Here is a 14461-nt window from a genome sequence, read left to right as displayed (position 1 = left end):
ACTGTGTTAATAATAATTAGACATCAGGATGAATCCCCGCAATTGGGCCATTATTTAAACTCTTGTTCCTCTGAGGGCAACCGTAGTTAAGATTAAACGTTGAGACTCCCACCCTGGTAAGGGATGGGATTATTTAGAAGACAGCTATGGCTGTGAACTATACTCACTTTCATTGATTTCAACATTCAGACAGATAGCGGTTTATGCAACAGGACAGCCCTAAAACAACAGCTAAGCTAGTGTCTTCTGCCTTTAGGCAGTACCAATTGCCCTTAGAATTTATTAGCCCTTGCGGGGTTCCAGCAGGGGCGGGTTTACAAATATCTGCACTAACTAGAGAAGATGTTGCTCAACCTGCCCCTACTTGCGAACATACTACAAATGCAACTTTTTTACCCTGCTTGATTCACTCGCCGATTGTCCTATATTTAGCCACTCGGTTTGAGTTTTTAAACTCAAAACACTTGGGTTTGAGGAGTTTCAACCCTGACATATCGGGTCTTTGTGTTTTAGTAAAATCATACAATCTAGCATTAACATATCTGTTGACTAATGTCAAGTTGCTGTGCCTAAAGGGTCAAGAACTCCTCCAACGCAAAAGGCGATGGGTTTCCGTTTTGGAGAATCTCTATGAATTCCCAAACTAACCGTAAATTAAAACTATTGGTCGTCGATGACGAGCCTGATAACCTTGACCTGCTCTACCGCACCTTCCATCGGGATTACAAAGTGCTCAGAGCAGATTCGGGCCCTGCTGCCTTGGAAATTTTAGCCAGAGAAGGTGAAATAGCCGTCATTATTTCCGATCAGCGGATGCCACAAATGAGCGGTACAGAATTTCTAAGTTTAGCTGCCACTAGCTATCCTGATGTAATTAGAATTATATTAACGGGCTATACAGATGTTGAAGACCTAGTAGAAGCTATTAACTCTGGCAAAGTATTTAAATACGTTACAAAACCTTGGGATGCTGAAGAACTCAAAGCCCTCGTTAGCCAAGCAGTCGATACCCACAACGTCCTCAAAGCTCGGACAGAAGAACTGCGGCGGGCCCTTAAACAAGGCTCTTTACTATACGCCGTCACCAATACCATTCGCTCTGCACCGGATTACCGGCAGATGCTTCAAAGAATAGTTGAAACCGTCGGTCATATGTTTGACGTTAGCTGCTGCTTGCTGCGACCTTTTCAAGATGGGCAGATGGCCGAGGAGTGGTTTCTTTATGAAAAACAAGAAGCAAGACCTAAAGGGTTAGAAGGGGATCTGTTGAGCAGGGGAGAGGGGCAGCAGGGGAGCAGGGGAGCAGGGGAGCAGGGGAGCAGGGGAGCGGGGGAGATGGGGAGATGGGGAGATGGAGGAGATGGGGAAGCTAAATCTTCCGAGTCCTCCCTATCTTCCTCTCTCCCAGTTTCCCCCTCTTCCTCTTCCCTCTCCGCCGACATTTTGCCGCTTTTAGTTTGGGAAACTCTAGATGTAGAGGTGATCCAAGATGCTCAAAGCGATGAGCGGGTACAGAGCCCCGAAAACTGGGAGCGGAAGCAGGCTTACTCGGCTGCGAATATTTGCACCAGCTTAATAGTGCCACTGTTTTATCAAATGGAACTAATGGCAGTACTGGCGTTACATCAGTTTGAGGATTCCCGCCAATGGCAAGATCATGAAGTGCAGTTAGTCATTACTGTTGCTGACCAAGCCGCTTTAGCCCTTTCCCAAGCGCGGGCCTACGAGCAAGTTCGAGCACTAGCAAAACGAGAGGCCCTTGTTAATACCATCACCTCAGCGATTCGCTCCTCTCTTGACCCGCAAAACATCTTTGCCGCTATTACCCAACAGTTGGGACAAGCACTGCATATTGATGGCTGCGCCCTGTCTCTGTGGACAGAAGATGATGAGTACGTCCAGTGCGTGGGGCTCTACGATGCAACGATGAATGCGGTGGCTGTAGGAGAATTTGCCGAAGGACACAGGCCCTCAAACACTCAGGACGAGATCGATCTCAGCGAACCCGATCTCCCATCCTTGAGTGTTGCTCCTTATTCTCTGCCTCAGTCAGTGGTACCGATTCGAGGTAATCCGGTGTTGCAGCAAGTGATGTTATCGAAACAACCAGTAGCGCTGGGAGATCTCAACGAACATCCTGAGCTCAATGTGACTGAATTGCCGCTGCGATCGCCTGCACGAGCTTTACTGGTAGTCCCTCTCATCTCTGATGGCAAGATTATCGGTAGCATTTCCCTCCGTCAAAATCGATCCACCCGCCGCTGGCTTCCCTGGGAAATCGAGCTGGCACAAGTAGTCGCCACCCAAGCATCTCTAGCAGTGCAACAATCGCGCCTCTATCAAACTACTAGGCAACAGGCGGAACGACTGCTGGAAGCAGATCGCCTCAAAACTGAATTTTTCCAAAATATCTCTCACGAGTTCCGCACGCCGCTAACTTTAACGATTGGGCCTCTGGAGTCAGCAGTCAGTTTGAAACAGGATTTACCTTACGAACAAGCTGCGATCGCCCTCCGCAATTCCCGCCGCCTGCTACGGTTGGTAAATCAATTACTTGATTTGCAACGCCTTGATGCTGGTAGGATGCAGCCGAGTTTTCGCCCTACTGACCTAGTAGGATTCTGTCGGAGTACCGTTGAATCCTTCCGGCCCTATTGCGAAAAGAAAGGTATCAATCTTATTACTCAATTGGAGAATTGCCCTCCCCTATATTTGGATATTGAAAGGTTTGATAAAGTTCTTTATAACCTTCTATCCAATGCAATGAAGTTTACCCCGTCAGGAGGAAACATTACTATCAGCTTAAGTAATGTCAGTTCGCACTGTTTGCTTCAGGTCAAAGATAGTGGTATTGGCATCCGCACTGAACAAATTCCCTACTTATTTGAGCGCTTCCGTCAAGCTGAAGGCTCTGCTTCTCGCTCCTATGAAGGTAGTGGTTTAGGGTTAGCTCTCGTTAAGGAACTCGTGGAACTGCACGCAGGTAAAATTTCCGTAGAATCGGTTTATGGTGAAGGCTCTACTTTCACGGTTTGGCTGGTTAAGGGCACGACGCATTTGCCCGCAGATCGCTTGCTAGAAGTGCCTGCTGACTTTCACTCTGCTAAGGCGGCGGTGGAATTGGCGGATGTGGAGACAGATATGTTTGAGGAAGAGGAAAAACTAGAGACATTTATTCCCAGCGATTTAATTAAAGCCGAAGATAAATCCGAAAAATTGCCTACTGTGTTAGTGGTTGATGATAATCCAGATTTGCGGACTTATGTAGCAAGAATTTTACGGCAAGCTAATTTTTCTGTGGTACTTGCTCGTAATGGAGCTGAGGGGTTAGAAATGGCGAAAAGTGACGACCCGGATGTAATTGTGACAGATTTAATGATGCCTGTGGTGTCTGGTTTAGATTTGATTCGGATGATTCGTGAAGATGATGTGCTCAAGGGTACACCTGTAATTTTGTTGACAGCAAAGGCGGATGAAGATACTAGAATTGAGGGAGTAGAACGGGGAGCGGATGCTTATTTGTCTAAGCCTTTTAATGACCGGGAACTGTTAGCTGAGGTGCGAAATTTGGTGGCACTGAAGCAAAATGAGCGCCGGGTGCAGCAGTTGAATACTTATTTAACTGAGTCAGTGTTAGGTAGGTTTTTGCCGCCTTCGATGGTGAAGAAGGCGGCGGCGGGGGAATTGAGTTTAGATTTGCGCCCGGAACCGCGTCTGATTACGATTTTATTTAGCGATATTGTGGGTTTTACTGCTTTGGCAAATACCTTGCGATCGCGCCGAGTAGCTGAGTTATTAAATGAGTATTTGGCAGCTATGACTAAGGCTGTGTTCAATAATGGCGGTACGGTGGATAAGTTTGTCGGGGATGCGGTGATGGCTCTTTATGGTGCGCCGGAGGAGTTGACTCCTAATGAGCAAGTGCGCCGTGCGGTGGCTTCGGCTCGGAGTATGCTTTTGGCTCTGGATGAGCTAAATGAACGCTGGCAAGAACAGGGCCTTGTGGGAGTTAATGATGTTCCTTTGGTGCGTTTCCGCTGTGGGATTCATCAGGGTACTGCTGTGGTGGGGATGTTTGGTAGTGAGGAGCGATCGGATTATACGGCGATTGGGCCCAGCGTGAATATTGCGGCGCGTCTGCAAGAGGCGGCGGAACCAAATACGATTATTGTTTCGGCGGCGGTGGCGGATTATTTGGATGAGGATGAGATTGTTAAGTACAAATCGCTGCAACTTAAGGGGATTGATGAAACTGTGCTGACTTTTGTAGTGAAAAGATAGTTGGAAGAAGGAAGAAGGAAGAGGGAAGAAGGAAGAAGGACGTTAACAGTTAACGGTTAACTGTTAACCGTTAACTGTTAACTGTTAACTGCAATATTTATTACTTATTTTCCTATGACTAGAACGCTTTATAAGAAAAATTTTACTTTCCAGCGCCGCTCTGAGTCGCCGATGTTATCGATGGCTGCGCTTTTAGGTTCTGTTGTCTTACACGCAGTGGCTTTCTGTTCGATTCGTCTTGGTGCTGTTGATTCTGTGCATACGGTTGAGAAGGAGCCTGTATCGGTTGAGTTGATTGAACTTCCTCCTATTGTAGAATCTCGTAAGCCTGTTTCTGGGGTGGTAATTAACAATAAAATATTGCCGCCTATAGCTACCAAGCCGATAACTAGCAAGGGTACTATACCTGATGCTCAAGTCATTGCTAAGTCTCAGAATAAGGTAGCTGCAAAACCTGCTGCGCGATCGCCACAACCTAAACCAGTACCTAAACCCACTCTAGCTGTAAAACCTGCTGCGCGATCGCCACAACCTAAACCAGCACCTAAATTAACTGTAGCTGCAAAACCTGCTGCGCGATCGCCACAACCTAAACCAGCACCTAAACCTGCTGTAACTCCAAAACCTGCTGCGCGATCGCCACAACCTAAACCAGCACCTAAACCCAGTGTAGCTGTAAAACCTGCTGTGCGATCGCCACAACCTAAACCAGCACCTAAACCCAGTGTAGCTGTAAAACCTGCTGTGCGATCGCCACAACCTAAGCCAGCACCTAAACCTGCTGTAACCCCAAAACCTGCTGTGCGATCGCCACAACCTAAACCCACTGTAACTCCAAAGCCTGTTGTTGTGCGAGCGGGTTCTGTAAGAGCAATGCCTTATCCACCACCTAGTTTAGGCGATCGTAAACCTGCAACGCCAACACCACCCGTACCTTCACCAAAGCCTCAACCCTCTGGGAGTCAGAATAACGGCGGTGTGATAGCAACTTTTGATTTAGGTAGCATTCGCAGCGGAGAAAGAGATATCCCAGACCAACTCGCTAAACCAGTACAAAATCAGAGGCAATTTTCGCCTGTTCTCGATCCCCTGCAAATTGGTCTGATTTCTGGTTCTGCTTTAACTTTTGAAGTGCTTGTCGAAATTGATGAGAAAGGAAAGCTTACTATTATTAGACAAGTAAATCCAGTTGAAGATGGCACTCAAGGGCCGTCGGGAGCTAAAACCTTTGATTATCTAAGTTTTGCGAAAGAATTGCTCAAAAATTGGCAATTTCAAGCCGCCCACTCTGGCGGTCAAGCCGTATATTCAGAACTGTGGTTAAGACTAACAGTGAAAGCTCTTTAAGGTCTAGATTAGGAAATTTTTCAGATTACTTGCACTTTTGGGAAATCTGTGTTATGGTATTTAAGTCTGTGCGGGTGTAGTTTAGTGGTAAAACTTTAGCCTTCCAAGCTAATAATGCGGGTTCGATTCCCGCCACCCGCTTCTAAATTAAGAAATGAGTAATACCTTCTTTAAGCCTTGGTTAAGGTGATATTTGTCTTGAGGTAGTTATATGTTGTATGATATAGTAACCGCTTTCGTTGGTTAGGGCAAATCCTAGTTTATGCCAATACCTTACATTCCGTTAAGGGTGAGGAATGTAGGTTACATTACCAATTATATCATGTCCGGTTAAATACTTGTCATTGTTCGCTGTGCGAAGCAATCGCAAGGTTTTGAGATTGCTTCGCTTTGCTCGCTTTTGACAGATCGTAAGTAATTTGCCGGACATGATATTAGCCATTAACCATTAGCCTATTTGAGTTGTTGCAATATTTCCTCAGTTTTTTCTAGCTCCTCAGTTTTCCCTTGTTCCTGATAAAGCTCGCGAGCTTGCTCAAAAGCTGCGATCGCCTCAGATTTCCGTTGTTGCGCTAAGAGCCCAACGCCCAAATTATAGTAAGCATTCGCATTTTCTGGATCTAAATTAATCACGCGGCGAAAGGTAACAATTGCGGAAAAATAATCTTCTTTTTCCAGTTGAATCTCTCCAATAGCTGCGTGTGCTTCAATTAAACGCGGCTTTGCCAGCACTGCTCGCTGATAAGCTGTTAATGCCCCTTCAATGTCATTCTGAGCCTTCAATAGCGTTCCTACCTCAAACTGCACTTCAGCATTGCGAGGTTCCAATTTGGCTGCTTGTTCAAAAGCTGCTATACCTTCTGAGGTATTGCCGTTGCGGAGCAATGCTGTCCCCAGTTTAAGCTGCACTCCTGCTTGCTTGGGAGCGAGTTGGGCAGCTTGTTGGAGTACCTGCACGGCGTTGCTATAGCGCCTCTGCTGAAGCAATACCATACCCAGTGAGGAATAGGCTTGCCAGTTTTTGGAGTCGAGAGCGATCGCCTGTTGGTAGGCTCGAAAAGCTCCGTTGTAGTCTTGCTGCTGGAATAAGGCAACACCGAGGCCGAGGTAGGCGTTGATGTTTTTGGCATCCAGTTGAGTAGCGCGGCGGTAAGCGGTGGCGGCGGCGGGATAATTTTCTAAATGAGCCAAAGTGAAGCCTAAAGCATACTGAAAATCGGCGTTATTGGGGTCAAGGGCGATCGCTTGTTGATAAAATTCCGCCGCTGCTTGGAAGTTACCCTGGCGAGCCTCTAAATAGCCAATACCGGAGAAGATGCGCGGGTTTTTCGTATCTAAGCGGGCGGCTTGCTGATAAAGTGCGATCGCTTGAGCAATTTGTCCAGAGTCAACTAACTCCCGCCCTTTGCGGAGGAGTTCGTCGAGATTTTGAGCTATTTGAGGATTAGCTTGAACTAATATTTCGGCAGCAAGGACAAGTGGTGGCGTTGCTGTGGTGAAGACTAGCGCCAACAAGGTACTGACTGCCAATAGAGTTTGTTTGTACACGGCCATGCTGTTCTAAAGATTGTTGAAATTGGTGTGTGACCGATCTGGAATCTTTGAGCTGCAAGATGTAGTTCCTCTACAGAGTTCCATCAGCTCAAGATTTTTGTGTTTGAGGATAACAAAGGATGATTGTAACAACAACTGATATCATTCACGGTGCAGAGGTTCATACCTACTTGGGGATTGTCACCGCTGAGGTAGTCTATGGAACTAACGCCCTGCGGGACTTCTTTGCAGGAATTCGCGATATTATTGGCGGCCGGACTGGCAGCTATGAAGAGGTATTTAGGAAAGGGCAACAAGATGCACTGGCTGAGTTGGAACAACGAGCCAAGCGGCTCGGAGCTAATGCTGTGATCGGTGTTGAAATTGACACAGGGACAATTAATGTAGATAGTTCCGGGGCTTTGTTGTTGATTACTGCTGTTGGCACTGCTGTTAAATTGCGGTAGGTAAGAGGCTTGTCTATAGATAGTTAACAGTTAACAATTAACTGTTAACTGTTAACTGTCAATTTCAGTTATAAGTCTTACCATTAGGCAAAATTGCTCCAATTAAGTTAGCGCCCCTCATATCTGCCTCCGTTAGAATCGCTCCTCGCAAATTAGCTCCCATTAAATCGGCTTTGCATAATTTTGCTCCAGTCAGGTTAGCATTACTTAAGTTAATGTTGCCCATACGAGCACCGATAAAGTTAGCTTTCATCAGACAAGCATCACTCAAATCAGCTCCACAAAGATTAGCATCGCTGAGATTAGCTTCTATTAAATAAGCACCGCTGAGATTAGCTTCACTCAAATATGCGCTCGCCAAATTAATCCCAGTTAACAGCTTCTTACTTAAATCTAAACCCCCAAGATCCGCTCCGCTGAGATTAATTCCACTGAGGTGACAACCGTGCAAAACTATCTTTCTGAGGTAAGTCTTGCTCAAATCAGCCTTACTTAAATTCGCTCTAGTCAAAATAGCTTCACTTAAGTCTGCTTCCCCCAAACTAGCCCAATTTAGGTAAGATTCAGTAAGGTCAGCACGTCTAAGGTTAGCTTTTAAAAGATTCGCTTTCGTTAAGTCGGCGCGAGTCAAGTTCGCTCCAGCTAAATTCGCCCTAGCTAACTCAGCCCCGCTGAGGTTGGCATCAGTTAAGTCTGCATCTTTGAGGTTAGCCTGAGTTAGGTCTGCATCGTTTAGTTGAGCTTGAGAAAGATTAGACTTAATTAAATAGGCTTTACCAAGATTGGCATCATTGAGGATAGCTCCGCTAAAGTTAGCAGCGCTCATATCTGTACCCTTCAAATTAGCTTTGCTCAGGTTGGCTGTACTCAGATTAGCCCAATTCAAATGTGCTCCCGTTAGGTTAGCTCCTGTTAGGTTAGCTCCCGTCAGATTGGCTCCGCTCAGACTTGCTCCTACCAGGTTAGCTCCGCAGAGATTTGCCCCGCTCAGGTCGGCTTTACTGAGGTTGGCACGGCTGAGATGAGCTTTACTGAGGTCAGCTTCGCTCAGATTTGCCCCAATTAGGTAAGGTCTATTCTGTTGTTCGTTGATGTTTGCCAAAACGAGGGTAGGGGTATCGCCACTGTGGGAATCGACCACGCTAAGCACGAGCCCTCGCAGGTTTGCCCGCTTGAAATCTCTTTCACCTTCTGCATATCGCTTTAGCAGTTCAGTTGCATCCATTTAGACCTCCGCAGGGGACTTCAAGTCTACCCATAGAGCAGTAGGTTGGATAGACAGGGTAGGTTTTTTGTATCTCTTTTGCTAAAAACACATTAATAAAGTAGTTTATCCCAGCTTTGAGCGTGGTAGTAAAGGTTAAAGCTCTATTGGATGCAACCCGCTTATTTATGATTTTAATATATATTTTATAATCTTTCCCGCAATTATGTCATATTTCTCAAACTTAACCATATTAATACATAAATTTATTCAAATCTTTATAGCGAGTAATGCCCACTAGCCTTAAACTTTATTTATACAAACTTGAGCTGGATTTATCAGGATATCGATCGATCTGCTTAATTATGAGACAGTTGGCTGGACTTGGGGTCTAAACTGTATTTGAGCTATTGGGGATCGCTAGATTCCGAGGGGCAACCACAGGGAGATTGCCCCTAGAAAGCGAGTTAGTAAGACACAGAGATTGATGCGATCGCTTAAGAGCGTTTTTCACACAGGCGTGTAAGGATGGTTTCGTGGTCTTGACCTTGTTCAACCATAGCCTCCGCTGGTTGGAGGCGATCGCTTAAGCCTAAAATAAAATGGTTACACTCAGCACCCATAGACTCGCAAGTAGTTTGCACGCAGTAAAGGTCTCGACCTGTTAGTTGAGTAAAAAATGCGCTCAAAATACCAGCTTCTAGAAAACATACTGGACAGTTCCACTTAGGAGCTTTTTGAGCAAACATGGATTTAGTAATTTTTACAATCAAAAAGCCCTGTTCGGTATAGCTGGGATCGAGGTCAAATGTCCCCCAGCCGTGAGTTTTCCAGCACTGTTGGAGACACTGAACGAATTCCACCATTTCCATTTCTGAAAGAGGTTTGCCGTAGTATTCGCTAACCTCCTCACAAAAACGAGCATAGAAATTTTTGCCCCACCACCGTCCGCAGTTAAATAGAACTAGGCGGGAGGCTTGACCCGTTTCTTGTTCCAAGCCACTATATATAGCTTGAATAAATGTTTCTGGGAGTGCTAAAAGACGATCTCCCCGACGATTTTCGAGCAAACCAAGTTCCAAGTCACCCCGGACATAGGCATCGGTTGCAAAGTAATTTCCGGGGAGGCGAGGCTGTGTCAGTAATTCGGCAATATTAATCATTGTTAGTGGTTAGTTGTTGGTTACTAATGGCTAATGGCTAATGGCTAATTGCTAATGCCTAATGGCTATTAGGCCTTACCAAAATAGTTGATGCTTGGTCTAAGAATGGTTGCAATATGGCTAATGGCTAATGGCTAATTGCTAATGGCTAATGGCTATTAGGCCTTACCAAAATAGTTGATGCTTGGTCTAAGAATGGTTGCAATATGGCTAGTGCTTGTTCCGAAAGCAGTTCCTTCAAACGAGCCTGTAACAGCTTCAAAATAGTTGCCTCTATCTCTTGGCTTTGGTGAGCTTGCACTATACCAGAGAGCCAATCTAACAATCGTTCCTTTAGAAACACCGAGTCATTCAGCAACATAGCCATAGCACAGTGACGCAAAGCTAGAAGCCAATGTGTAAGGGAGCGCTCTAAGTTTTCCTGTTTCTCTTGGGGAAAAGTTTCTTGTAGCTGATTGGCAATAGGTTGGAAGATAGCTACTTCCTTATCCCGCAAAAATTCGTAAACTTTTAAACGCTGGGCTAAGGTTGCCGCATAACGTTTAAAAATTGCGAGTTCTTCGTTTTTGAGAAAGCGGGTTTCCGCGTGATCCAGCAGCGCCTCAATCTCAGGGTGCATGATTTTAAAAAATTGGTAATTGGTGATTGGTAATTGGTGATTGCTAATGGCTAATGGCTAATGGCTAATTGCTAATTGCTAATGGCTAATGGCTAATTGCTAATTGTTAGCTGTTTACAAGCCATTGGCTATTTAGCTATTAACTATTTAGCTGTTAACTATTGGCTATTTAGTTATTTAGCTATTTAGCCATTACCCATTAGCTATTAGGGATTAGCTATTAGCCATTAGCTAGAATAAATCCAGTAAATCATCAAGAGTAACCTCTCCTGATTCAGAACTAGGAATTACTGCTACGGGCAAAGGAGCCGGCATTGCGCCGACTTCGGGGATGCCTTCCCAAGAAATTGCCCGAAAAAAGTCTCCTACTGACGAGGTAAAACTCAACTTTTGACCAGTAGCAGAGCCATTTTGGGTTTCTAGGGATCTTCCTAGCCAGTTGCAGTTACCAAAAAAATCTTGGACTGATTTTTGCAACCAAGAATTATCAGTTTTCATCGCAATCTTTCCCCATTTTGCAGCCGCCTTTGAATATCTCGTGCTGTTGCACCTTCGTTAACCCAGAAAGCAGCAGCGTCTATTTTATCGGGATTGCCTAAGAGAAACTTGCAGTAAGTTTCTCCCATTGAGTAGCACTGAAGTTCAATGCAACTCAGTGGTTTTTTTACTAAAGCGCCGAAAAAACCCGCAAATAAACCAGCATAGATGTGACAGACTGGTTTACCTACATCGCCCAAGGTACGAGCAACTGCGGAGTCAAACAGGTTGATGAAGATGCACCCGTGTTTGCGATCGCTCATATCTACTTCCCATCGGCCCCAACCTTGAGCTGTAAAGGGCCACCACCAAGTTTCTAGTAAAAACATTAAGTTTGACTGGCGGACGTTGTGTCCAAACTCCTCTCCAAACCATTTCTGGAAATATTCTGAATCTAGAGTACCCCACTGGCAGCCGATGGTGTACATGATCACTGACGAAGCAGGGCCGACTTCTTCTTCAAGTCCCTCTACTAAGCCAATGATGAAGTCTTCGCTGGTAAAAATATTACGAGATGCGTTCCAGTCAGCGATCGTACCGCCTTGGGGGTCAAAAGCAAAAAAATCCTTAAACCTATAATGGTTGTGGCTTTTAGGATATAGCTGCTTAAGGGTCGGTTGGGGGTTAGTGACTTCTTTTTTATCGGCAGCGATCATTTACACAATACTCCTGTTTGATGTAACTTGTTCAACATCGGGTGAAAATGGCAGAGCTATTTTGGCAAGGCTAAGATGACACTGGTGCTAGGCTCAGGAAAAATCGGGGCCAGGAAAAAGCTTCACTTGTTTCGCTGCGGTTAGAATTTCGTTATTGCTGCGTAAGTCTTGGCTAAGATAGTTTATTTCCCGGCAATATTGAAGATACTTCCGGCAATTACCCAAGACACCCCATTTTTTCCTGCACTGCTGTGTACCTTAAATTATCAGTCTTTTGAGCTTGCTTGAGTAGGTCGGCAATAAAAAACTAAGCTATGTAACGAAACGTAAAATTTTTGGATTTCGTTAGTAGTTGCGCTTTAGCGCTAAAACGCAACTACTAACGAACAATGATTTACTTGGGCCGACCTACTTACTAAGTAGGAATCAGCAAAGAATCATCATCACGCACCCATATATAATCTAACCTTTTTAAGCAAGTCCTAATCAAATTTCTCCCTAAGCTGGCTGCTAGATATAGCAACCGCCAAGGGGGTTAGGAAGTTCTGAATTCGATTCTATTCCCTTGTTCCCTGTTCCCCTTGTTCCCCTTCTTACCCTAGCCCTGAGCATCGTAGCCCCTAGACCCTAACTGCAAGGTGACAGCAGTATCAACCACAAGCAAGCTATGTGCTATCTTTTTTGCAGGCTACCCACTATATTATCTAGGGCATATGGGATGAAACATCACGCTTGTATTGCAATTGGGATTAATCAATATCAGTTCCTCCAGCCATTGAGTTATGCCCAAGAGGATGCAGAGGCGCTGCATGGTTATTTGGTTGGCGAAGCTGGTTTTTCGCCGGAGATTAGCCTGTCACTAACTGACTCCTCGCCGACGAGCTGGGGTAACTCAACTTATCCCAGCCGGGAAAATATACTCAAACTCATAGATAGCTTGTGTTTGGAGCACTTGCAAAATGGAGATTCGGTCTGGTGCTTTTTTAGCGGCTACGGTGTCAGTTATGAAGGGCAAGACTATTTAATGCCTATAGATGGCAATCCTGCTGACGTTTTGGGTACGGGGATTGCGGTGAAGTCTCTGTTTGAGAGCTTAAAGAGGGCTCCGACAGATACGGTGTTGGTGCTGCTGGATATGAATCGCAGTCAGAGTGTGAAGGCGGGGGAATCGATTGGGACTCAAACGGCGGAGTTAGCTCGCCAGATGGAAATCCCGACGGTGCTTTCTTGTCGCCCAAATCAGGTTTCCCGTGAAACTTCTGCTCTGCGGCAAGGGTTTTTTGCGGCGGCGCTGTTGGAAGGGTTGCGCTCTGGACAGTGTACGACTCTTAAGAGTTTAGATCGGTTTTTGAGCGATCGCCTGCCTCAGTTGTGCGACCACCATCTACGGCCCAAGCAGGAGCCGTTAATGGTGGTGCATCCTCCGGGAAAAGTTAATCAGGTGATTTATCCAGATAGCCCTCAGCTAATGGCGGCGGCAGCAGTTGGCCGCAATGGCAGTATGAGTGCTGGGGCGATCGCAGAGGCGCAACAACAGCCGCAAATGCTTGCTACTGCAATTAATTCTCCTGGGCCGCAAAGCCGCGACGAAGGTGGCGATTTACCATTGACTCCGCCGCCGCCACCGCCTAATTCTGCTCAGGGGGGAGGCGAAGGTACAAACTCGGTGACACCTGCAAATTCAGAAGCTGCCATGTCTGACAAATCGTTTTTGCAACAGCTAATTTTATATAGTGGAGTTACGGCGCTGGCACTGCTGATCGGTGTTTTCCTCACCAACAGGTCAGTATTTCTCGGCCGAGGCGACGGTACAAAGCAACCAACTCAGACGGCCCAGAATGGTGCTCCTCCGACTGTGCCAATGGGGATTCCCTCACCGGTCAGTTCTAATCCGGGGGCGGTACCAGAACCTTCTGCTCAGGCGCGGCTAGACACGGCGAGGGTGTTGCTGAAGGATGGCTCTGCTTCTAGTTTTAGTAATGCGATCGCCAAAGTCCGTCAAGTTCCTGCTAATGACCCCATGTACCCACAAGCTCAGGAGGACATTGAACGCTGGAGTTTGACTATTTTGGATATTGCTAATGGACGTGCCGGACAGCAAAATTTCCAAGGGGCGATTAATGCGGCTAAACTTGTACCAGCTATAAATCCGCCGATTCGCAATCAAGCGCAGCAGGCGATCGCTCTTTGGCAAGGACTGGCTAAGCAGCAACAGACTAATGATGCTCTGTTGAAATCGGCTCAGAAACAGATTAAACGAGGTGTAGCGTCTTCTTATAGTAAGGCGATCGAGCAAGCTAGTCAAATTAAATCCGGTCAACCGAAGTATGAGGAAGCTCAGAAGTCGATCGCGGAGTGGAGCGATACGATTTTGAATATTGCTCAGTTACGCGGGAGCCAAGGCCGACTTAGCGATGCAGTGGAGGCGGCTAAGTTGGTGCCATCGGGGACAGCGGCTCATGCTAATGCTCAGAAGGCGATCGCAACTTGGAAAGGTAAACTCCAAACTCAGAAAAAAGGTTGATTATCTTTCCCAAGGAATTTCTGAGATACTCTTATTTCTCCCCTTACTTCTCCCCTGGTAAAGAATGAGGGGGAAATTTTTTCCTTCTTTCTTCTCCCCCTTCCCTTGTAGGGAAGGGAGTTGGGGGATT

General features: G+C 46.0%; 10 protein-coding genes and 1 tRNA gene. 5 read left to right on the top strand and 6 right to left on the bottom strand.

All coding sequences use genetic code 11. The features are described 5' to 3' along the window. The first annotated feature begins 630 nt into the window (after nt 1-630). From OSCIL6407_RS0112740 to OSCIL6407_RS0112720, 3 genes are all read left to right on the top strand, one after another. Nucleotides 631-4281, top strand: coding sequence for a response regulator (locus OSCIL6407_RS0112740; protein WP_019487293.1), 3651 nt, complete (start codon nt 631-633; stop codon nt 4279-4281). A 114-nt stretch (nt 4282-4395) separates the two neighbouring features. Beyond that, nucleotides 4396-5628, top strand: a complete 1233-nt coding sequence (locus OSCIL6407_RS37070) for a hypothetical protein (RefSeq protein WP_234709942.1) — start codon at nt 4396-4398, stop codon at nt 5626-5628. A 70-nt stretch (nt 5629-5698) separates the two neighbouring features. After that, nucleotides 5699-5769, top strand: a tRNA-Gly gene (locus tag OSCIL6407_RS0112720). Between the two features lie 312 nt (nt 5770-6081). On the opposite strand, the gene OSCIL6407_RS0112715 is transcribed toward OSCIL6407_RS0112720, so the two are convergent. Further along, entirely contained in the window at nt 6082-7182 is a 1101-nt protein-coding gene (locus OSCIL6407_RS0112715; RefSeq protein WP_019487290.1) for a tetratricopeptide repeat protein, read from the bottom strand. A 119-nt stretch (nt 7183-7301) separates the two neighbouring features. Here OSCIL6407_RS0112715 and OSCIL6407_RS0112710 point away from each other — a divergent pair, with 119 nt between their 5' ends. Next, a complete protein-coding gene (locus OSCIL6407_RS0112710) occupies nt 7302-7628 on the top strand; it encodes a YbjQ family protein (RefSeq protein ID WP_007352943.1) in 327 nt (108 codons plus the stop codon). Between the two features lie 64 nt (nt 7629-7692). Here the strand turns inward: OSCIL6407_RS0112710 and OSCIL6407_RS0112705 are convergent, their stop codons facing one another. From OSCIL6407_RS0112705 to OSCIL6407_RS0112685, 5 genes are all read right to left on the bottom strand, one after another. Then, the gene (locus tag OSCIL6407_RS0112705) at nt 7693-8853 is read right to left on the bottom strand and encodes a pentapeptide repeat-containing protein (protein ID WP_007352942.1); all 1161 of its coding nucleotides are present in this window, start codon (nt 8851-8853) and stop codon (nt 7693-7695) included. Between the two features lie 476 nt (nt 8854-9329). Further along, the gene (locus OSCIL6407_RS0112700) at nt 9330-9995 is read right to left on the bottom strand and encodes a V4R domain-containing protein (RefSeq protein ID WP_007352941.1); all 666 of its coding nucleotides are present in this window, start codon (nt 9993-9995) and stop codon (nt 9330-9332) included. 148 nt (nt 9996-10143) lie between these two features. Further along, nucleotides 10144-10614 carry a globin family protein gene (locus tag OSCIL6407_RS0112695; RefSeq protein ID WP_007352940.1) on the bottom strand — a complete coding sequence of 157 codons (471 nt, stop codon included), beginning with the start codon at nt 10612-10614 and terminating at the stop codon, nt 10144-10146. Between the two features lie 231 nt (nt 10615-10845). Beyond that, nucleotides 10846-11112, bottom strand: a complete 267-nt coding sequence (locus tag OSCIL6407_RS0112690) for a hypothetical protein (protein WP_007352939.1) — start codon at nt 11110-11112, stop codon at nt 10846-10848. Next, entirely contained in the window at nt 11109-11807 is a 699-nt protein-coding gene (locus OSCIL6407_RS0112685; RefSeq protein ID WP_007352938.1) for a V4R domain-containing protein, read from the bottom strand. The genes OSCIL6407_RS0112690 and OSCIL6407_RS0112685 overlap by 4 nt, the downstream gene beginning before the upstream one ends. Nucleotides 11808-12525: 718 nt before the next feature. Between OSCIL6407_RS0112685 and OSCIL6407_RS0112680 the strand changes: the two genes are divergently transcribed. Next, complete coding sequence (locus OSCIL6407_RS0112680; RefSeq protein ID WP_007352937.1) at nt 12526-14331, top strand: caspase family protein; 1806 nt, start codon at nt 12526-12528, stop codon at nt 14329-14331. Nucleotides 14332-14461: the final 130 nt, after the last annotated feature.

Source organism: Kamptonema formosum PCC 6407, from assembly GCF_000332155.1.
In the GTDB taxonomy this organism is placed as follows: Bacteria; Cyanobacteriota; Cyanobacteriia; order Cyanobacteriales; family Microcoleaceae; genus Kamptonema; species Kamptonema formosum.
The sequence above is the reverse complement of the archived record's forward strand: the minus strand, read 5'-3'. Positions and strand labels throughout refer to the sequence as shown.